Here is a 21,266-nt window from a genome sequence, read left to right on the forward strand (position 1 = left end):
AAAGAGATATATCATTAGCCATGTCAGAACGCGATCATTATACCTTACCTATCAAAGCCGGCAAGAAACTAACTTTAGGTCAGCTGACCAACTCCGCTAGCGCGGTAGAATGCGCCACCATTGTTGATCGCTATCCAGGACCGGTGCTACTTATTACCACTGATACGCAAAGCTTGCTAAGGATTAATGACGAGGTACGCCAGTTAACTTCCCATCCGGTTTTAGCCATGCCTAATTGGGGAAATATTCTGTACGAGAGTTTTACAACTCATAAAACAATAATCTCTAACCGCCTTTCTACGCTGTACCGACTACCGTCGATGACGAGAGGTGTCATAGTTATGCTGATCAATACCTTGATGCAGCGCGTTTGCCCGCAAGCTTTTTTGCACCGTCATACTCTAATATTGACCAAGGGTCAACGCCTTTCTCAAGATAGGCTTCTCGCTCAACTAGAGCAGGCCGGTTATCGCAGCGTCGATCAAGTAATGGAACACGGCGAATTCACCAACCGCGGGACACTATTGGACTGCTACCCCATGGGCAGTGAAGAGTCTTATAGGGTCAATTTCTGCGATGAAGAAATCAAAAGTCTGCGTATTTTTGATGTCGATACACAGTGCGCCCTTCAGGAAGTAAATACTCTCAATTTGCTGCCGGCCTATGAATTTCCCACCGATAAATCTGCTATTGAGCTGTTTTGTAGGAAATGGCGCGAGCAATTCGACGTTAGGCACGACGCCAAACATATATACCAACAGGTCAGCAAAGGCACCTTGCCGACGGGAATAGAGTATTGGCAGCCGCTGTTCTTCAGCGAACCGCTAGTACCATTATTTAGCTATCTTCCCGCGAGCACGCTGATTATCAATACCGGTGATCTTAGTGCTAGCGCTATGCGCTTTTGGGAAGAAGCCTGTACGCGTTATGATAATCGCCGTGTTGATCCAATGCGTCCGCTGTTACCGCCGGAAGCACTATGGCTACCAGTTGATGTGCTATTTACTGAGCTCAAACGTTGGCCACGCGTACAGTTTAGCGCACATACGCTGGAGGCGAAAGCTGATCACTATAACATGGATTACCGACCGCTGCCGGATCTAGCGTTGGAGGCACAAAATCAATCACCCCTGGATATGCTACACCATTTTTGTGAGCAGTTTGAAGGAGCTGTCATTTTATCGGTAGCAAACGAAAGTAGAAGAAAAATTCTAAGCAAACTTCTTGAACGGGGAAAAATAGCGCCTAAGCTCATAAGCCGGCTGAAAGACGCCCAAGCTACGGGCGCTTATCTCATCATCGGCGATAGTGAATACAGCTTTATAGATGAGATTCGCAGGCGAGCACTAATTTGCGAGAGCGATCTGCTCCGCGTTAGCGGACTGCCACAGAACAACAACCGTACTACTATAAACGCCGATACCTTAATCCGCAATCTTGCCGAATTGCACGAAGGTCAGCCAGTAGTGCATTTGGAACATGGGGTTGGCCGCTACGCCGGTATGACCACACTAGAAACTAGCGGCATCAAAGCAGAGTATTTGATACTCACCTATGCCGGTACTGATAAACTTTATGTGCCGATATCCTCATTACGTCTTATTAGCCGTTACGCTGGTGGCGCCGATGAAAATGCGCCGCTACATAAATTAGGCGGCGAAGCTTGGACACGGGCACGCCAAAAAGCAACTGAGCGTGTACGCGACGTTGCAGCTGAATTACTGGATAGTTATGCTCAGCGTTCAGCGCAAATCGGCTTCGCCTTCCGCCAAAACTTGGAAAATTATCAGCTTTTTTGCGAAGAATTTCCTTTCGAGCCTACCGTTGATCAATACCAGGCTATCAATGCAGTACTAAGCGACATGTGTCAGCCGCTAACCATGAATCGCCTCATTTGCGGTGATGTTGGTTTCGGAAAAACTGAAGTCGCGATGCGTGCCGCATTCCTGGCGATTGAAAATCACAAACAGGTTGCTGTTCTAGTGCCTACTACCCTACTAGCGCAGCAGCATTTCGATAATTTTCTTGATAGGTTCGCCAACTGGCCAGTGCATATCGAGATAATTTCGCGTTTTCGTAGCTACCGGGATCAGAACAAGGTGCTAGAGCAAACAGCAGCAGGAAAAGTTGATATATTGATAGGGACCCATAAACTACTGCAAAGAGACGTCAAATGGCGCGATCTCGGCTTGTTGATTGTTGATGAAGAGCACCGTTTCGGCGTGCGCGACAAAGAACGCATAAAAGTGATACGTTCCAATGTTGATATTCTTACTTTAACCGCTACCCCTATTCCGCGCACGCTTAATATGGCAATAAGTGGCATGAGAGATTTATCGATTATCGCCACACCGCCGGCTCGCCGGCGGGCAGTAAAAACTTTTGTTCAAGAATACGACAACCAGGTAGTTAAAGAGGCCATCCTACATGAGGTGCTACGCGGTGGTCAGGTATATTATCTGTATAACGATGTAGAAAATATCGAAAAAGCTGCCCGTCGTTTAGAAATTCTGGTACCAGAAGCGCGTATTGCCGTAGGCCATGGCCAGATGCGCGAGCGCGATTTAGAACGAGTCATGAACGATTTCTACCACCAGCATTTTAATGTCTTGGTGTGTACGACTATAATTGAAACAGGCATAGATATCGCTAACACTAATACTATTATCATTGAACGCGCCGATCATTTCGGGTTGGCGCAGCTTCACCAGCTGCGCGGTCGCGTCGGACGCTCCCATCATCAAGCTTATGCTTATTTGCTAACACCACCGCTTAAAGCGCTAAGTCAGGATGCGCAAAAACGGCTCGAGGCTATCACCTCACTAGAAGATTTAGGAGCTGGCTTCGCCCTGGCAACGCACGATTTAGAAATACGCGGTGCTGGTGAATTACTAGGAAAAGATCAAAGTGGGCAGATAGAAACTATCGGCTTTTCGCTTTATATGGATCTTTTAGAAAACGCGGTAGAATCGCTAAAAGCTGGGCAAGAACCATCTCTTGAAAATCTCACTAGCCAGTTAACAGAGGTGGAGTTACGTATGCCAGTGCTGCTACCAGAAGAGTATATTCCAGATGTCAACACCCGCCTATCGTTCTATAAACGTATTGCTAGCGTCGCAACTGATTACGACATAGAAGAACTGAAGATTGAGCTTATCGATCGCTTCGGGCTGCTGCCTGATCCGGCGTATTACCTGTTAACTATAGCCGGATTAAAACTACGCGCCCAACATCTGGGTATCCGGCGTATTGAATGTAGCGAAAGAGGAGGCTTCATTGAATTTAGAGAAAATAATCGAGTTGATCCTAACTACATTATCGGCCTGCTGCAAAGCAAGCCCGGCACTTACCGGTTGGATGGGACTACAAGATTAAAATTTATGGGTGATTTAGCTGAACGTCCAGCGCGCTTAAACTTTGTCGACAAGCTTTTGGGGAAACTAAAGAAGCATAAGCTAAGCACCTGAAGCTTAGCAAACATTTAGCACGTCTGTTATTTATTAACAAGCGATGCTCTGCCTCTTTTTTTCTTCTTAAGAGGCAGTATATATAAAATATAACTGCTTAATAAAGTTTAAGGTGCGGCCGTATTACACGATTGATTCTTCCAACTAACATAATTAAACCGGTTTTAATATAACCGTGCAGCGAGATTTGATGCATACGGTAAAGGGCAGTGTAAACCATGCGTGCAATACGCCCCTTTATCATCATCGAACTACACATCTGATTACCCATCATTAGGCTACCAACAGTGTTAAAGCATGATAGAGAAATCAGCGAACCGTGATCCTTATAAAGGTATGCTTTCAGCGGTCGATCGCGTAGCATAGCTATAATATTGCCGTGGACATGAGAGGCCATTTGATGCGCGGCCTGCGCACGTGGCGGTACCACACTCCCGTCGGGCATCGAGCACGATGCACAGTCACCAATGGCAAAAATCACAGGATCGAGGGTCGATTGCAGCGTGGGTTTGACCACGAGCTGATTAATATGATTAACTTCCAGTCCGAAGTTGTTATGCATAAAATCCGGCGCTTTGATGCCGGCAGCCCACACCATTAGCTCGGCCTGAATATATTTACCATCCTTAGTATGCAATCCGCCAGCATCGGCACTAGTCACAATGGTCTTCGTTATCACTCGCACACCGAGCTTGGTAAGTTCCTGATGCACTGCAACCGAAATGCGTGACGACATAGCTGGAAGAATACGTTCTCCAGCCTCAATCAGGGTCACATTTAGCGCTTGATTATCTAGCCCAAAGCCATAACTATGCAACTGCTGTACCGCGTTATGCAGCTCAGCCGATAATTCTACTCCGGTTGCCCCCCCGCCGACTATCACTATATTAACTTTAGCGCCGATTTTGCCCTGTGTGGAAAACTTCAAAAACAAATTAAGCATTTCTTTATGGAAATGCTGTGCCTGACGCAGGTTATCAAGAAAAATACAATATTCTTTAACGCCCTCGGTACCAAAATCATTTGACATGCTGCCGAGTGCTACGACTAAAATGTCGTAGTATAATCGACGCGCAGGAACCAACAATTCACCCCGGCTATCTAGGATTTTATCCAGCAAGATATTTTTGTTTTCACGATCAATATCGTGCATTGTACCAAGTTGAAATTGGTAATTATGGCTACGAGCATGCGCCATATAGCTAAGAGCATCAATACTTTCATCGAGCGAACCGACAGCTACTTCATGCAGTAGTGGTTTCCAAAGATGACTGTGATTGCGATCCACCAAGGTGATATCGGCCTGTTGACGACGGCCCAATTTATGTCCCAGACTGGTTGCTAACTCCAAACCTCCGGCACCACCGCCTATAATAACAATTTTTTTTAGTGTTATACCCAAAATATCACCTAACTAAATATAAACTAGCTATTTTTTAGCGTATAAATAAAAAGATATATTTAATACGTTTGTGAAGAACAAACAATGTGAAGAAAAAACAAGATGTTCATTAAGTTGATTATTACCAAAATTAATCTAATACAGGTTTCAATCTACAAATACAGCAAAAATCTTCTTCAAGATCGAAGCTATCCGCTTTAGGCTTTATCAGCAGCTTCATAAAAAGCGTGCCGCAGACTAGCCTATGATCGATAATTAAACCGGAGCTACCGCCGCATGCTTTTCCAATTTTTGTTAACAGAAAAACTGGCCAAGCGGTTTACCACCTAAAAGATGCATGTGTAGATGAAACACTTCCTGACCTGCATGGCGATTGCAATTAACTATTAACCGGTAACCTTCCTCGCTGAAGCCTTCCTGACAAGCAATTTTCGCCGCAACGGTAAATAAGCGACCAAGCGCCGCCTCGTGTTCAGCAGTAACATCATTTATGGTGTGAATAGGCAAATTGGTAACAATCAAAATATGGATAGGCGCCTTTGGTTTAATATCGCGAAATGCAGTAACCAAATTATCTTGATAAAGAATATCTGCGGGAATTTCTCTACGTATAATTTTACTGAATAGTGTTTCTTCTGCCATGACGGAGTTCCTTATGTTTTTTGATTAATTGTTTTTGAACAGGACAAACTGTCACCCTTTGACAAAAGGGTACCCCCCGCTCTGCCGAGCAGAATTTAGTCAGGAAATAGACTAATAAATACCTAATACTTCAGCCATGTTATATGGGGCAGTAATCTTAACACTACCGTCAAGAAAATAATCAAAGCAGCACCGCTAGTTATATTACTGTCTACTGGTACGATTAATGTTTATCTAAGTCGATCAGTATCGAAACGATACTGCATATCTACATGAAACAGTTGACCAAAATTAGTGCTAGTAGTCACCGCTAACTCTTCTAGCGAGACGTCTTTTAATGTCGCCATGTACTCCGCGATATTCCGAACATAAGCTGGCTGATTTTCTTTACCGCGAAAGGGAACCGGCGCCAAATAAGGAGAATCTGTTTCTACTAGCAGCCGGTCAAGCGGAACATAACGTACCGCTTGGCGCAGAGCCTCTGCATTACGGAAGGTCACAATGCCAGAAAACGAGATATAAAAACCAAAATCTAAGAGCGTTTTAGCCGTGGTTAGATCCTCAGTAAAGCAATGCAAAACGCCGCCGCATTTATCGGCTTGTTCCGCGCGCAGCACAGCCAGCGTGTCTTCACGCGCGCTACGGGTATGCACAATAACTGGCTTATTTAGTTCTCTGCCGACACGAATATGTTCGCAGAATACCCCCTGCTGCTGCACCTTATTATCTTGCTGGTAATAATAATCTAAACCGGTTTCACCAAGCGCTACTACGTTATCTCCAGAAGCCAACCGCCGTAATTCTTTAAAATCGTAAGGTTCGTTAAGATTAAGAGGATGGATCCCACAAGAAAATAGTACATTGTCACAACGGCTGATTAGCTCGGTCATCGAATTAAAACCAGACAATGTAGTACAAACCGAGAGCAATAGCTTGACCTCGCGCGTACGAGCTTTAGCTACTACATCAGACACATCTTGATGCAGCTGCTGATAATCTAGTTTATCTAGATGGCAATGAGAATCGACTAAAAACATGATTCATCATCATAATCCTAATCAAAACTGAGCGCAAGCGTTAACCAATCCCTGCTCCCAATTTAGTAATTGATGGATGATGAATAATTCATTATTAATACTGCTCACCTCTTGCCGCTGCCACAGATAATGGAGCCATTGTTGCCATTGTGTATGCAGGACACTAGCAGTCCAGCGTATCGCCAAGGCGCTTACTAACAGAGGTTTGTCATCGTTGATCAAAAACGCCTGCGCACCCTGTTGCCATTTTAGCGCATCGGTAATCAGCGTAAGCAGCCAGTGTAGCGGCCCATCATCCTCATCGTGGTTTAGCGCCGGTAACAGCGATAACATATCGCCGCTGGTAATAGCGGCTGAAAGTGACGCGCACAGAGCTAACCGCTGGTGCCAACGTGCCGGCTGTAACAAAAACTCTGCCGTCAATGGCGCACCACTGCACAGCCGCAGTGCAGTACGGGCTGTGTCAGCATTATGATTCACTATCTTCTTTAGCCAGGGCACTACCAGCGCTTCGTCTGGGACCAACAGCGGCCAGTAAAGACACCTACTCTTAATGGTTGGCAGTAAACGCAACGGCTCTTGGCAAACTAATAAAAAATAGGTATCGTCAGGTGGTTCTTCCAGAATTTTTAGCAGAGCATTGGCCGCCTGCTCAGTGAGTAATTCGCTATGGAGCAACAATACAACCTTCACTCCGCCCTGGTTAGCACGAAAGTATAAGCTATCTATGATAGCTCTAATGCTGTCGACTCCCAGACTTCGGAGCCCTTTTTCTGGCTCAGGTTGATAAAAATCGGGATGATTGCCTGCCATCATCAGCCGGCAGCTATGGCAAAAACCGCAGCTTTTGATCCCGTCCAACTGACGGCATATCAGCCAACGACTAAGAGCATAGCATAGCGAAGCTTCGCCGTTTCCCTCCTGGCTAGACAACAACAGGGCATGAGGGCCTCGCTCCTGCTGATAGCGAGTTAAGATTTGGCGATAGGGCGTTGTTAGCCATGGATACCATTTCTTCATGGCGTAGTGGGCACCTGCGCGCGCAGCCATTGTGTCAGCCGCTCACGTATTGCAGAGCTGACTATCGATTGAGGCTTGTTAGCGTCAATGGTGATAATGCGTTCGTCTACAGCCGCCAGTGCCTGATAACGCTCGCGGGTGCGGTCGAAAAAAGCTATAGATTCCAACTCAAGACGATCTAGTTTGCCTCTTTCGCAGGCACGGGCTAGTCCGACGGCTGGGGGAATATCTAGATACAGCGTCAAGTCAGGATAAAAATTCCCCAAAACAGCATCGCGGAGCGATGTTATCAGGTGCTTATCTATACCTCTGCCGCCTCCCTGATAGGCCTGGGAAGAGAGATCATGGCGATCACTTATTACCCAGGCACCGCGTGCAAGCGCCGGCTTAATGACTAACTCAACTAGTTGAACCCGTGCGGCGTAAAGTAGCAATAATTCAGCGCAGTCAGTGACTGGTTCATCGATCAACTTTGTTTTTATCAGACGGCGTAATACTTCTGCTAACGGCGTACCTCCAGGTTCACGGGTAAAAACTATATCTCTCACGCCCTGATAGTGCAGCACATCTACTACTTGCGCGATAGCACTAGTCTTGCCAGCACCCTCTAGTCCCTCGATAACAATAAATTTATTGTTCATAGTTAGTTCATAGTTGTTTTTCATTTTATAGCTGACGGTACTGCAATACCGCCTGATTATGGCTCACCAGATTGGTAGTAAATACATGGCCACCGCTCCCGTCGGCGACAAAATAAAGATAGTCACTTTTTTCAGGGTGAGCGGCAGCTATAAGCGATGCCTGGCCTGGCATCGCGATAGGCGTAGGGGGCAGCCCGCTAATGATATAGGTATTATACGGTGTCAGTTTAGTTAAATCATGTCTGGTGATAATGCCACGATAATCATCACCCAAGCCATAAATCACTGTTGGATCGGTCTGCAATTTCATCCCGATGCGAAGACGGTTGATAAACACCGAGGCTACCCGCGCCCGCTCCTTATTAATTCCGGTTTCTTTTTCTATGATCGATGCCATGGTTAATAGCGCTTGCGGGTCTTTATACGGCAATCCATCGGCCCGTCCCTGCCAAATACTCGCTAGAATTTTAGCCATACACTGGCGCGTCCGTTTAAGAATCATACTATCCAGTGTATTAGCAGTATAGAGATAAGTATCGGGATAAAAGTACCCTTCTAATACGCTATCAGCTGGTACACCCAGTTTTGCTGCTAGCATTTGCTGCGTCACTCCCTGCAAATCATGCTGCAAATAAGGCGCATGCGATAGTACAGATAACCATTCCTTCAGCGTTGATCCCTCAATAAAACGGATATAAAACTGCGTCTCTTTACCGCTTACTAGCAGCGCTAGTAAACCTCTAACAGTAAGCCCCGGCTTCAGTAGGTAAGTGCCAGCCTTGATTTTTACCAGCTTTGGCTCAAACGCCATAAGCCACGGCAACCAGCCGGTATGCTGCATCAAATGCTGTTCATACAACAGCTGCTGTAAATCAGCACCGCCAGTACCGACTGGTAAGGTAAAAATCGTGGCTTGCTTAAGATGAAGCGTTTCAGCTGCGAAATGCTTCATCTTAAGCAAGCATACCAGCACAGTTATTATCAGTGCTCCGATGAGTAATAAGATCAATAAGCGGTTTTTGTTCATCTAACATGTCACTTTCCGGCTAATTAACATACCGAGCAACCGACCAAGCAACCGACCAAGATAAATAATTCTTATTTCACACTGTCAATCCTGCTAGCTAAGAAGCTAGCTATACAAAGTTCTTTCTTGATAAAGCCGTTGAGCCATTACTGCCATTAGGGCATCTGGTCCGCCGCTGGAACTAATTGTATATCTATCTATATCCTATATATCCTATCCTGACTTACGATCTTAGCATCGTAGTCTTAAAATAAGGGATGGCTTAAATAATGGCGCCTGCGGCGCCTAGACCGGTCATCGATTTTGTAGAACTGATCATGAACATCTACCTGCAGCCAGCCCTGCTTTATTTAACTAACTACGATTTCACTGCCTGACTTTTTGATCTATTTTTAAATAAACCGGTAACCAGGGATATGCAGTAATCAAGCGCGCTGCCCGGAAATGAGCGTGCTCCACGTAGATTATCTGTTATTGCAGACAGGAGATAACCTGCCCAGGTAGACATGTTTTCCCCTTATGAGGAGAAAGAAATAAAAGAAATAGTTGATATAGGCCTAAAACTTAGGCGGTCGATTGACCGCCAGAGATCTTTCCTTCCTACTACTGTTGGCTTGCCTGAATAAAATCAATTGCTGCCTGAACAGTAGTTATTTTTTCAGCTTCTTCGTCAGGAATTTCGGTATCAAACTCTTCTTCCAGCGCCATTACCAGCTCAACGGTGTCAAGAGAGTCAGCACCTAGGTCATCAACAAAAGAAGCATTATTTACTACTTCTTCTTTCTTAACTCCAAGTTGTTCAGCGATAATTGCCTTCACACTTTCTTCGATAGTGCTCATACTCTTAAATTTCCTATCAAAACTTACTTACGCGATGTGTCTGTTGAAAAAAGATGTAACTCAAGCAAAAATATAATTCACGCATGGCTAATTAAACCACGATTTCATGCTATTTTGCGGTTATTACTATAAATAACGCAAATAATTTTCTGCTTTTTACGGCATATACATGCCTCCATTAACATGGATTGTTTCGCCAGTAATGTATGATGCCTCATCAGAGGCAAAAAAGACTACAGCACTAGCTATTTCTTTCGGATAGCCAAGTCTATTAGCCGGAATTTGAGACAAAATGCCTAGATAATGTTCATCTATCAATGTTTCGGTCATATCAGTGGCAATAAATCCTGGCGCCACAACGTTGACTGTAATACCACGCGAAGCAACTTCACGCGCTAGCGATTTACTAAAGCCTATTAAGCCCGCCTTAGCCGCAGCATAATTCGCTTGTCCAGCATTACCTATAGAACCTACAATAGAACCAATAGTGATAATTCTACCGTAACGCTTACTTATCATAGAGCGCATTACTGCTTTCGACATACGGAATACAGACGTCAGATTCGTATTAATAATAGATTGCCATTCTTCTTCTTTCATGCGTATTAGAAGATTATCATTATTAGTGCCTGCATTATTTACTAAAATATCTGCGTCACAATATGCTGTACGCATTTGTTCTACAAAGTTGTCAATAGATAAGTTATTAGAAACATCCAGCTCCATACCTTTACCAGCATCGCCTAAATAAGCATTTATGACAGCTACACCAGTTTTACTGGTAGCGGTTCCAATTACTGTGGCTCCACGAGCCGCAAGCATTTCCGCTATCGCTCGGCCAATGCCTCGGCTTGCTCCAGTTACCAGCGCAATTTTACCTTCAAAACTCATCTTAAATTCCAATGTAATTGTTTAATCGCTGCGGCCAGAGAAGCAGAATCGTTCACCGCAGCGCTCGATAACGTGCCGACAATACGTTGAGTCAGACCAGTAAGCACTTTTCTAGGCCCTATTTCTAGCAACACTTCTACACCCTGTGCCGCAAGTAACTCTACTGTTTCGGTCCAGCGCACCGGACTATAGAGTTGTCGCACTAACGCCTGGCGAATAGCCTTTGGGTCATGTTCAGCGCACACATCCACGTTATTGATGACCGGAATTTGTGGCGTGGTAAATGTTATCACATCCAGCGCCAGAGCTAATTTTTTCGCAGCTGATTTCATCAGGGCACAATGGGAAGGAACGCTCACTGGCAACGGCAAGGCATGTTTAGCTCCGACTTGTTTACAAGCGATACTAGCTCGCTCAACCGCTTCTTTGTGCCCCGCAATTATTATTTGGCTTGGTGAATTGAAATTTACCGGCGACACGACTTGCCCCTGCATTGCTTGTGCACAAACGGCTGCTATAGTGTCACTATCCAAGCCAATAATAGCCGACATGGCACCGATTCCAGCCGGTACCGCTTTCTGCATAAGTTTACCGCGCAACGCAACAAGCTCAATAGCCGCCGTGAAGTTTAGGCTACCGGCACACACCAGCGCCGAATACTCACCTAAACTATGGCCAGCCAGTAGCGTAGGGGTTTGTCCGCCCTGCTGCCGCCAGACGCGCCATATCGCCACTGAGGTAGCTAATAATGCTGGTTGGGTCTGCCAGGTTTTATTAAGCTCTTCAGTTGGCCCTTGCTGCACTAGCTGCCATAAATTATAGCCCAGGACGGCGGAGGCTTCAGCGAAGGTCTCTTTCACCACCGCATAGTCTGCAGATAGTTCCGCCAACATCCCTACTATTTGGGAGCCTTGTCCGGGAAATATCATGGCATAAACGGTCATTATAATTATTCCTAAATATAATAGATAGAAGGAAGTGTAACGGCTTGCCCGTATGCCCTAGGAGGGAGATTTGGCATTATTGATAATAACCAATTCAGCGACTATAGATAGTCGTCGCATGTTCAAGAGAAATTAAATCTTCTTAAGTGGGATTACCGATCATCTACAGTTTAAGATGCAGTCTACCAGACTGCACTCCCATAGGCATAGTTTCATAGTTATGAATGAACCGTAATCACCGCTCCTTACATCTCACGTAAAGATTAGACATTGCCACCATTAGAAATTACTTAGTAATAAATTTACGACCACGATAGAAACCTTCAGCAGTGATGTGATGACGTAGGTGAGTTTCACCGGAAACTGTGTCTATTGAAACAGTAGTAGAGGTATTCAGCGCATCGTGTGAACGGCGCATTCCCCGTTTGGAACGGGTAGGTTTGTTTTTTGGTACAGCCATAGATTACTCTCCTTAATTTAAAGGTCTGCATCAATAACTTTATAAATAAAGTCATATTATAGCGGTATGTTACGTTAGGAGTTATTTTTGCTTATTGCAAATAACCACTGAGGGTCAAGGTAATTTGCCCTTCTAGGGCTCAAAATAATAATATATAATATATCTTTCTTATATAATATATCTTTCTAAGGTGTAATAGAAGATAGTTAAATTAGTACTACTATTAAAATTAGGACCAATATTACTTGACGTAACCAGCAGCTGTTAATAAACAGAACCTTTCTCATTCTTACTTATTCTACATGCCCTGCTATTAGCTTTTGACAAGCAGCGGCGCAGAGTTAAGAAAGAATATGGCAATTGTAAAATTGCTAATAACTGATTATCGGCTCCTATCATCAGAACTTTGTAGTCCTAACAAATTAAGAAACGGTTAAATTACTCATGCAAACGCAATAGCTAGGCGGCTTAAGGATAGAACTTAATATAAAACTTATTTATGATATTCACGTAAGTAATTGAGAAAAAGAAGCAGCGCCGCATCCAACGGCGCTTCTATATGTAACGTTTCACCACTAGCTGGATGTTTAAAAGTTAGAGCTGCGGCATGTAAAAATAAACGATGCAGGCCACAAGTTTTTAACTGCTGATTGAAAGCGCTATCGCCGTAGCGGTTATCAAAAGCAATTGGGTGGCCAGCATATTGCGTGTGTACCCGAATCTGATGAGTACGCCCGGTTACAGGACTAGCCCTGACTAGGGTAGCAAGCTTAGTAAAGCGCTCCTCTACTTTAAAATGGGTCTCCGACGGTTTACCTCTGGATCCTGTCCGTACGATACGCTCGCTACTTGAAAAAATATTTTTAATAAGCGGTACAGAAACTACTTTAATAGAGGATTTCCACCGGCCATGTACTAGTGCAAGATAATTTTTTTGCACTTTTTTTTCGCGTAATTGCTCGTGTAGCGCACATAGCACTGAACGCTTTTTAGCAACTAAAAGCGCGCCTGAGGTGTCTTTATCAAGACGATGAACCAGCTCTAAAAAGCTGGCATCTGGACGTAGCGCTCGTAGCCCCTCTATAACACCAAAACTTAGCCCACTTCCCCCATGTACTGCCATCTCGGCGGGCTTATTTAGGACGAGTAAATGATCGTCCTCATAGAGGACCGCGTCGCTGAGCGCCGCAACTTGTTTATTAAAACCAGTGTAGAAAGAAGCCGACGTCGTATCACCTTGGCGCAGCGGTGGAATACGCACTGCATCTTTATTTTGCAGTTTATATTTTGGTTTGATCCTCTTCTTATTTACGCGCACTTCGCCTTTACGTATCATACGATAAATCATACTTTTAGGCACTCCTTTCAACTGAGTGCGTAAAAAATTATCGATCCGTTGACCTGTTTCATCCTCAGAGATAATTATAACTTGTAAGTTAATATTATTGTCTTTCATATAACCATTCTGAATGTTACCTATCCCGCTATTATAGCGGCACTTAATTTTGTCTGTTTAACTGTGATTACTTCAAAAGAATATTTTTTATGTTATAGCGAACTTATTCGCATGCTCTTCTATAAAAAAATATCAGTTTTATTATGAAACTTATTATCAGTAGTAAGCAGTAAAGTCATCTTGCTATATGCATGTCAATAGTGGAATAATACATTTACTGCTTTCTACTTTTTTTGATGATAAGTCGATTGATTTTAACTTAATCTAAGTTAGCCTAAAGGCCGCAATTGCGTAAGAAATGATAGCTAATCAGTTAGTTAGTGGGCTGTTACTTGCCAAGCAACAAGCAACAGTAATTTGTGCTAGTAATCACCATTATACGTTATATTCTCTATTATACTTACTATATGATTAATATAATGTTTTTTATGAGAAAAAAAGCTAATATAATTAAGATATTGACGGCTTTGTGCAACAAAAATTACAAAGCAGTCGGTGATAACTTAATGATCAGGGTTTTTGCCCGCAACGCAACTCTGATGCCAATGCATAAAATCAAGAATTAAAGAATGAGTAAGTTACGATGAAAAGAATGTTAATTAACGCAACTCAACAGGAAGAGTTGCGCGTAGCTCTAGTAGATGGCCAGCGGTTGTATGATCTAGATATTGAAATCCCCGGCCATGAACAGAAAAAAGCAAATATCTACAAAGGTAAAATTACCCGTATAGAACCTAGTTTGGAGGCAGCGTTTGTGGATTATGGCGCAGATCGCCACGCCTTTCTTCCTCTTAAAGAAATTGCTCGCGAATATTTTTCTCCGCAATATGCGGACTATAGTAGACCAAATATAAAAGATGTACTCAGAGAAGGTCAAGAGGTCATCGTCCAGATTGATAAAGAAGAACGGGGTAACAAAGGTGCTGCTCTGACTACTTTTATTAGTCTAGCAGGCAGCTATTTGGTATTAATGCCGAATAACCCGCGTGCAGGTGGTATTTCGCGCCGTATTGAAGGTGACGACCGTACCGAATTGAAAGAAGTGTTATCCTCTCTAGATCTTCCCGACGGGATGGGGATTATTATCCGCACTGCCGGCGTTGGAAAATCGGCTGAGGCGCTGCAGTGGGACCTGTCTTTTCGCTTGCAACACTGGCAGGCTATTAAAAAAGCCGCAGAAGGTCGGCCTGCACCTTTTTTGATCTATCAGGAAAGCAACGTTATCGTACGCGCTTTTCGCGATTATCTGCGGCCTGATATTGGTGAAATACTGATCGATAATCCGAAAGTGCTAGATCTAGCGAAAGAGCATATTTCCTCTCTTGGCCGACCAGATTTCACCAGCAAAATAAAACTTTACAGCGGTGACATTCCACTCTTCAGTCATTACCAGATTGAATCACAAATTGAATCAGCCTTTCAGCGTGAAGTGCGCTTGCCTTCCGGCGGCTCTATCATCATTGATACCACTGAGGCGCTGACAGCCATCGATATCAACTCAGCACGCTCCACCCGCGGCGTCGATATTGAGGAAACTGCCTTCAATACCAATCTAGAGGCTGCGGATGAAATTGCTCGGCAGCTGCGCTTACGTGATCTAGGTGGATTAATAGTTATAGACTTTATTGATATGACGCCGTTACGCCACCAGCGTGAAGTAGAAAATTGCCTACGTGAAGCAGTTCGCCAGGACCGTGCCCGCATTCAAATAGGTCGTATCTCGCGTTTTGGTCTATTGGAACTTTCGCGTCAGCGATTAAGCCCGTCTTTAGGAGAATCTAGCCACCATGTTTGTTCTCGTTGTGGGGGCACCGGCACGATCCGCGATAACGAATCGCTATCGCTCTCCATACTGCGTCTCATTGAAGAAGAAGCGCTGAAAGATAATACACATGAAGTTCACGCTATTGTGCCGGTACCTATTGCCTCTTATCTGCTAAACGAGAAACGTGAAGCAGTTAATGCTATTGAGAAACACCAAGGCGGCGTACGCACGATTATCGTCCCGAACGTTCAAATGCAGACCCCGCATTATGCGGTTTTGCGAGTACGTAAAGGAGACGAATCTCCTACCCTTAGCTACCTGTTACCGCAACTGCACGAAGCAGAAATAACACAACCTTCGGAAGAGCCAAGTGCCGAACGAAAGCGTACCGATCAGCCAGCACTAGCGGCCGGCATCATACCCGAACAACCCATGGTCAGGGACAAGCCTACTGACGTTGAGCGTGCAGTTACGCCGCAGCACAGCATTATTGCAGCAGCTACAGCGAGAGCGCAAGACTCCCACGGTCTTTTTGGCCGCCTGATAGCTGGCTTTAAGTTATTTATGGGCGTACCGCACCAGCAAGATGTCACCTCTTCCAACATCGTAGATAGGAACAATAATAGCCGTCGCGATAGTAACAGCGATACGACCAGAAAACCAGATATATACCAAGAAAGTCGTCAGCAGCTCTTAAACGAGAAAGAAAAAGAGCAAAAGCCGCCGCTCCATGAACTACGTCAAGACCGCCCATGCTGTCATCAAGAGTTGAACACTAACGCCAAGCAAGATAAAGCTCGGCTTGTTACGGAGACCCTTAGTAATGAAGATGAGAAACCGATTCAGGCACAATCTAGCCGTCAGCAGCGCCGCTCGCTAAATCGAAAAATAAACCGAGACAGTGCGGGGGCCCCTGCTACTCCTGATGCTGCAATGAAAAGTACTACCGCCACATGCAATAATACGGACAGCTCTATCGACGAACTGAACGAACCGATAGAAGACAACAGTGCTACCAGCATACCAATCCGGTCACGCCGTTATCCACGGTTGCGAGTTAGCGGACAGCGCCGCCGCCGCTACCGATATGAGCGATATCCACTGCAGGCGCTGGTACCGCTTACCGCCGCGGTGGTATCGCCTGAAATGGCATCAGGTAAAGTTTGGGTAAGCTATCCTGTCTCCCCGGTCCGGCAACAGACCAAGAAAGTCACGACTGAAATCACTGCTATCCCGTTAGGAGAAGCTGCTAGCATGATGAGCGTCAGCGAGGCAATGACCCACAATAAATTGCCTTCGGCGACGCTGAAGTTCAAGAGGTCATTATGCTCGCAGATCGGCAGCAGTTAGATTGGGTGCACGATCATGAAGTAATATTGTTGTTCGCGGGTAATGTAATCTATGCAGACTCAAAATGAGTATAATGCCAGCACCACTGGCTCGTATTCCGGCTTTTGCTGCTTTGCAAAAAGGACCCCTTTTCTGTTTTTTAAGCTGTAGAAACTACCCATGACTGCACAGCCAGCAGTACTGAAAATTCGCAGACCAGATGACTGGCATGTTCATTTACGAGATGATAAAATGCTACGTCTGGTGCTACCTTATACCAGTCGCTATTTTTGCCGGGCGATTATCATGCCTAACCTCACGCCGCCCATCACAACCTTAGTACAGGCCATTTACTACCGTGAGCGTATTTTAGCAGCAGTACCTTCTGGTCATAGTTTTATACCCTTAATGACTTGTTGTTTAACAGATTTTTTAGATAAGCAAACGCTCATTACTGGCCATAAACAGGGTATTTTTACTGCAGCAAAACTCTATTTAGCCAATGCTACAACTAATTCTAGTCACGGTGTAATCAACATTGCCGCTATCTATCCACTGTTTGCCGTGATGCAAGATATTGGTATGCCGCTGTTAATTCATGGCGAAGTAACAGACGCTGATATCGATATATTCGACCGCGAAGCTTGCTTTATTGAACAGGTTATGGAACCAATCCGCCAGCAGTTTCCTGCGTTGAAAATTGTGTTTGAACATATTACTACGAAAGAAGCCACTGATTATGTGCTAGCCGGAGATCGTTATTTAGCTGCTACTATTACCCCACAACATCTGATGTTTAATCGCAACCACATGTTAGTAGGTAACTTACGGCCACATCTGTACTGTCTACCGCTTCTTAAGCGTAACGTGCATCAGCAAGCATTGCGCGCGGCGGTGGCAAGTGGCTGCGATCGGATGTTTCTTGGCACCGATACTGCACCGCACGCTAGACAGCGCAAAGAATCAGCCTGCGGTAGTGCCGGGGTATTTAACGCTCCCGTCGCATTGCCGGCTTATGCTACAGTTTTTGAGGAGATCGGTGCGCTAGCAAATTTTGAAGCTTTTTGTTCATTAAACGGACCTCGTTTCTATGATTTATCCCTTAACGAAGGGTTCATAGAACTACGCCGTGAAGAAAATTTTCCACCAACAACTATGTTGGACGAGTCTGAGGAGGAGGTAGTCCCATTCCTAGCTGGTGCTCCGCTAAAATGGACCGTCGTGGATGACTAAACTGAAAGTTAGTAGGGTAGGTACGTTGACCGGTCAGCTGCTATTACTATTATTTTTTACTGAATTAATTCTTGTTTTACGCTCAGTGCCGCTGGCCTGTTTTTCTGGCATATCATGCTGCAGCAGTTTTGGTATCTCCTGGCGCACTCAGGACACTGAATAAATAGCAAATGGCATCTTTGATTGCGGCAATTAGTGTGGCTATCACAAGAAACGCCACATTGATGGCAATGTGCGATCACATCAGGCGTAATGCGCTCCACTAAACGTTCATCGAAGACGAAGTTTTTACCGATAAATTTCAGTGGCAGCCCATGCTTACGTCCGCGGCGGACGTATTCTATTATACCACCCTCAACTTGATAAACATGATTAAATCCTTTATGAAGCAACCAGGCGCTGGCTTTCTCACAGCGTATGCCGCCTGTACAGTACAGAATAATTTTCTTGTCTTTGTAATGCTGTAACAGCTCTACCGCCATTGGTAACTGCTCGCGGAATGTATCAGAGGGGATCTCTATAGCTTTATCGAAATGCCCGACTTCGTACTCATAATGATTACGCATATCTACAAACAGTGCGTTCTGATCGTCTACCAGGATGTTAACTTCCTCCGCCTTCAAATAAGGCCCAATGTTGGCCATATTTAATGTGGGATCATCAATACCATCGGCAACAATACGCGGGCGCACCTTTATGCGCAGAACCCAGAAAGATTTGCCATCATCGTCGAGCGCGACATTTAATCTCACCTTGTCTAATTGGGGATGAGTATAAAGTGTCGCGCGCAGAGCATCAAAGTGCTTTTGCGGTACGCTGATTTGCGCATTGATGCCTTCTGTAGCAATATAGATACGACCGAAAACATGCAGCGTGGTGAGTTCCTGGTAAAGCAGGTCACGAAAACCCTGCGGGTCACTTAGCAAAAAATAACGATAAAACGATACGGTTGTACGCTGTTCGCTTTCAGCTAACATGCGTGCACGTAATTCCTGATTAGATATCCGATTATATAACACTGGCTGTTTATATAACACTGGCTGTACGTTCCTGTAGATGGTGATAGCAGATAAAAACGTCCCTCATAATTTGCTTATGATTTTTGTCACGATAGTCAACTACTGCGCGGTGCTTATAGGATGATAAGTTATACCTTCACCGCTAGCCATTTGAAGGGTATCTCTTCTAGTATATGTCATCACAACTGTTGTTCTAAACAGACATAAACTTGGCTCCTCTGACTGGACTCGAACCAGTGACATACGGATTAACAGTCCGCCGTTCTACCAACTGAACTACAGAGGAATTATAAAATCAGTCGGAATGATAGCAGATAATTCAATGGTTGTCAAAGATAAAAACGATAAATAACCCTACCTGGGTTAGCAACTAACTAACATCGGACACCTAATATTCTTTTAGGTTTTATAATTTTCAGTTCAGTATGTTAATTATATAAATAACAATTAAGTATCTATTAACTATCTGTAATCTTCATCACCTAGATCGATTATCTATCTCGCCTAATCTAGGATGCAATCGTACCGATTTTAATCTTTCCCGTACTGCGAAGATTTTTCAGTAGTGCCTCAAAGGTTAGGCTAATCATGCCTTGATTCAATTGTTCCACAAACAGCTTGTGCTGTTGATCGTTTAACTGTCTAGGCTTCACGCTATCAAGCGCTATAAGCACTAAATTTCCCTGTTTATCGTTGGCTAGACCATAACTGCTTTGACCCTGTACCGGTTTCGGTAGCATAAATACGGCTTGCGCCAGCGAACTTTCTTGATCGAAGGAATCGAAATGCTGCGGTAAACTGAAGCTCATACCGGCTTCTCTCACGTTAAGAGCAGCTGCATCAACTTTTCCCTTATTAAGCGCGACCAACATTTTACTAGCATCTACCTGGGCTTGCTCAAAGGCTTTCTGTCGCTTCAATTCTTGCTCCAACTGCGCGCGTACCGCGTCTAGTGGCTGAAAGCTTTCTTGTTTATGCTCGGCGATGCAGATAATAAAAGCACGATTGCCTTCGACGGTTATAATGGTAGAATTGCTACCTATCCAGTTTTTTTTCCACAGAGAGCCATCGAAGAGCACCTTTTTTACTGTATCGTAGTTCAACTCAACTGGCACGTTGTCACGACTGAACCACCCAGTTTGATTGAGCTTAATACCACCAGCAGCAGCGATTTTCTCTGACGCTAGCATCTTTTTGCTGACAGTATTGATATCGCTCAACTTATCCTTCGCATCCATAAGTATATAGCTTACCCTGAAAACTTCAGGAGACAGGTACTGATTTTTATGCAGATTATAGCTAGTCTGAATTTCAGCTTGGCTTGTACTTTGCTTTGCCGCGAGCAACGCAATATTAAACGTAGCGAGCCGCACATCGCGGGTCTGCACGACGATCGCTAGTAGGCGGTTTATTTCGTCTGGTAGTAGAAAACCGGTCCTACCGATGCCTTGTATCAATTGCTGAGTAAGTAATTGCTTACCTATTAAGGTGGCATATTGAGCTGGGGTTAACCCCAGCTTATTAAGCTGGGCCTGAAATTTCTTGTTGTCAAATTTATTATTAGTTATAAAAGCAGGAAGAGCGAATATTGCCTGTTTAATTTGCTCATCGCTGATAGTTAGCCCAAGTTTCTCCGCGTATTGATCCAGTAGTGTTTCATTAATCAAATTTGATAGCACCTGTTGACGCATTTGGTGCATATAGCCTTCAGCAGCTAGTTTAACTTGCTCACCCATAGAATTCTGCTGAAGGTTAAGTACATTCTGCACCGCCTGGTCAAGCTGTGCGTGGCTTATCTGCTGCCCATTTATCTTAGCGGCATAGTCTTCATTACTGCCAATAAAATAATATCTAGCTTCAGTTAGTACTAATGAAATAGCAATCAGCCCTAAAATAATTTTTATCACGACGTGATTAGCGGCCGCACATAAATTGTCCATCATGATATGATCAACACTCCACTGTACTATATTAATAGTAGTATAAATAGTACTATTGTTAATAGTAATAGATAATATAGTGTGTACTAATTAATAGTGCGGCTGAACATAAAAAAAGCTACTCCTCTCATTAAAATGAGAACTATTAGCAAA

At 44.4% G+C, this 21,266-nt stretch carries 14 protein-coding genes, 1 tRNA gene and 2 pseudogenes; 3 read left to right on the forward strand and 14 right to left on the reverse strand.

What is annotated here, in order from left to right; genetic code table 11:
- Positions 1-20 precede the first annotated feature (20 nt).
- Positions 21-3,467 carry a transcription-repair coupling factor gene (mfd, locus tag A4A70_RS01365; protein ID WP_067567782.1) on the forward strand — a complete coding sequence of 1,149 codons (3,447 nt, stop codon included), beginning with the start codon at positions 21-23 and terminating at the stop codon, positions 3,465-3,467.
- Between the two features lie 97 nt (positions 3,468-3,564).
- Here mfd and A4A70_RS01370 read toward each other — a convergent pair whose 3' ends face one another.
- The 11 genes from A4A70_RS01370 to rluC all read right to left on the reverse strand — a co-directional run bounded on the left by A4A70_RS01370 (position 3,565) and on the right by rluC (position 13,827).
- The gene (locus A4A70_RS01370) at positions 3,565-4,869 is read right to left on the reverse strand and encodes an NAD(P)/FAD-dependent oxidoreductase (RefSeq protein ID WP_102135150.1); all 1,305 of its coding nucleotides are present in this window, start codon (positions 4,867-4,869) and stop codon (positions 3,565-3,567) included.
- A gap of 294 nt (positions 4,870-5,163) precedes the next feature.
- Positions 5,164-5,511 carry an HIT domain-containing protein gene (locus A4A70_RS01375; RefSeq protein ID WP_067567786.1) on the reverse strand — a complete coding sequence of 116 codons (348 nt, stop codon included), beginning with the start codon at positions 5,509-5,511 and terminating at the stop codon, positions 5,164-5,166.
- Positions 5,512-5,741: 230 nt separating this feature from the next.
- Positions 5,742-6,548 carry a metal-dependent hydrolase gene (locus A4A70_RS01380; protein WP_067567788.1) on the reverse strand — a complete coding sequence of 269 codons (807 nt, stop codon included), beginning with the start codon at positions 6,546-6,548 and terminating at the stop codon, positions 5,742-5,744.
- Between the two features lie 21 nt (positions 6,549-6,569).
- On the reverse strand, positions 6,570-7,598 hold the full coding sequence (gene holB / locus A4A70_RS01385) for a DNA polymerase III subunit delta' (RefSeq protein ID WP_231908300.1): 1,029 nt from the start codon (positions 7,596-7,598) through the stop codon (positions 6,570-6,572).
- On the reverse strand, positions 7,565-8,209 hold the full coding sequence (gene tmk / locus A4A70_RS01390; RefSeq protein ID WP_067568285.1) for a dTMP kinase: 645 nt from the start codon (positions 8,207-8,209) through the stop codon (positions 7,565-7,567). The genes holB and tmk overlap by 34 nt, the downstream gene beginning before the upstream one ends.
- A gap of 25 nt (positions 8,210-8,234) precedes the next feature.
- A complete protein-coding gene (gene mltG, locus A4A70_RS01395; protein ID WP_067567792.1) occupies positions 8,235-9,236 on the reverse strand; it encodes an endolytic transglycosylase MltG in 1,002 nt (333 codons plus the stop codon).
- Positions 9,237-9,839: 603 nt separating this feature from the next.
- Positions 9,840-10,076: an acyl carrier protein gene (acpP, locus tag A4A70_RS01400; protein ID WP_011410921.1), complete on the reverse strand. Its 237-nt coding sequence runs from the start codon at positions 10,074-10,076 to the stop codon at positions 9,840-9,842.
- Between the two features lie 156 nt (positions 10,077-10,232).
- Entirely contained in the window at positions 10,233-10,967 is a 735-nt protein-coding gene (gene fabG / locus A4A70_RS01405) for a 3-oxoacyl-ACP reductase FabG (RefSeq protein ID WP_067567793.1), read from the reverse strand.
- Complete coding sequence (fabD, locus tag A4A70_RS01410; RefSeq protein ID WP_067567795.1) at positions 10,964-11,911, reverse strand: ACP S-malonyltransferase; 948 nt, start codon at positions 11,909-11,911, stop codon at positions 10,964-10,966. Before fabD ends, fabG begins: the two co-directional genes overlap by 4 nt.
- 286 nt (positions 11,912-12,197) lie before the next feature.
- Complete coding sequence (gene rpmF / locus A4A70_RS01415; RefSeq protein WP_067567797.1) at positions 12,198-12,371, reverse strand: 50S ribosomal protein L32; 174 nt, start codon at positions 12,369-12,371, stop codon at positions 12,198-12,200.
- Between the two features lie 493 nt (positions 12,372-12,864).
- Positions 12,865-13,827, reverse strand: coding sequence for a 23S rRNA pseudouridine(955/2504/2580) synthase RluC (gene rluC, locus A4A70_RS01420; RefSeq protein WP_067567799.1), 963 nt, complete (start codon positions 13,825-13,827; stop codon positions 12,865-12,867).
- Positions 13,828-14,410: 583 nt separating this feature from the next.
- Here rluC and rne point away from each other — a divergent pair.
- Positions 14,411-16,774 (forward strand): annotated as a pseudogene (rne, locus tag A4A70_RS01430) (ribonuclease E); the annotation flags it as partial.
- A gap of 327 nt (positions 16,775-17,101) precedes the next feature.
- The gene (gene pyrC, locus A4A70_RS01435) at positions 17,102-18,154 is read left to right on the forward strand and encodes a dihydroorotase (RefSeq protein ID WP_067567803.1); all 1,053 of its coding nucleotides are present in this window, start codon (positions 17,102-17,104) and stop codon (positions 18,152-18,154) included.
- 107 nt (positions 18,155-18,261) lie between these two features.
- Here pyrC and trhO read toward each other — a convergent pair.
- The 3 genes and pseudogenes from trhO to A4A70_RS01450 all read right to left on the reverse strand — a co-directional run.
- Positions 18,262-19,131: pseudogene (gene trhO, locus A4A70_RS01440) on the reverse strand (oxygen-dependent tRNA uridine(34) hydroxylase TrhO); the annotation flags it as partial.
- 252 nt (positions 19,132-19,383) lie between these two features.
- Positions 19,384-19,459 (reverse strand) — tRNA-Asn (locus A4A70_RS01445).
- Between the two features lie 223 nt (positions 19,460-19,682).
- A complete protein-coding gene (locus A4A70_RS01450; protein WP_067567805.1) occupies positions 19,683-21,116 on the reverse strand; it encodes a SurA N-terminal domain-containing protein in 1,434 nt (477 codons plus the stop codon).
- Between the last annotated feature and the right edge of the window lie 150 nt (positions 21,117-21,266).

Source organism: Candidatus Hoaglandella endobia, assembly GCF_900044015.1.
GTDB classification, from domain to species: Bacteria; Pseudomonadota; Gammaproteobacteria; order Enterobacterales; family Enterobacteriaceae; genus Hoaglandella; species Hoaglandella endobia.

Bases quoted from the DNA above. Each gene is read 5' to 3' on its own strand.
- mfd (WP_067567782.1), top strand. From the start codon at position 21: ATGTCAGAACGCGATCATTATACCTTACCTATCAAAGCCGGCAAGAAA.
- A4A70_RS01375 (WP_067567786.1), bottom strand. From the start codon at position 5,511: ATGGCAGAAGAAACACTATTCAGTAAAATTATACGTAGAGAAATTCCC.
- A4A70_RS01380 (WP_067567788.1), bottom strand. From the start codon at position 6,548: ATGTTTTTAGTCGATTCTCATTGCCATCTAGATAAACTAGATTATCAG.
- holB (WP_231908300.1), bottom strand. From the start codon at position 7,598: ATGGCTGCGCGCGCAGGTGCCCACTACGCCATGAAGAAATGGTATCCA.
- tmk (WP_067568285.1), bottom strand. From the start codon at position 8,209: ATGAACAATAAATTTATTGTTATCGAGGGACTAGAGGGTGCTGGCAAG.
- mltG (WP_067567792.1), bottom strand. From the start codon at position 9,236: ATGAACAAAAACCGCTTATTGATCTTATTACTCATCGGAGCACTGATA.
- acpP (WP_011410921.1), bottom strand. From the start codon at position 10,076: ATGAGCACTATCGAAGAAAGTGTGAAGGCAATTATCGCTGAACAACTT.
- fabG (WP_067567793.1), bottom strand. From the start codon at position 10,967: ATGAGTTTTGAAGGTAAAATTGCGCTGGTAACTGGAGCAAGCCGAGGC.
- fabD (WP_067567795.1), bottom strand. From the start codon at position 11,911: ATGACCGTTTATGCCATGATATTTCCCGGACAAGGCTCCCAAATAGTA.
- rpmF (WP_067567797.1), bottom strand. From the start codon at position 12,371: ATGGCTGTACCAAAAAACAAACCTACCCGTTCCAAACGGGGAATGCGC.
- rluC (WP_067567799.1), bottom strand. From the start codon at position 13,827: ATGAAAGACAATAATATTAACTTACAAGTTATAATTATCTCTGAGGAT.
- pyrC (WP_067567803.1), top strand. From the start codon at position 17,102: ATGACTGCACAGCCAGCAGTACTGAAAATTCGCAGACCAGATGACTGG.
- A4A70_RS01450 (WP_067567805.1), bottom strand. From the start codon at position 21,116: ATGATGGACAATTTATGTGCGGCCGCTAATCACGTCGTGATAAAAATT.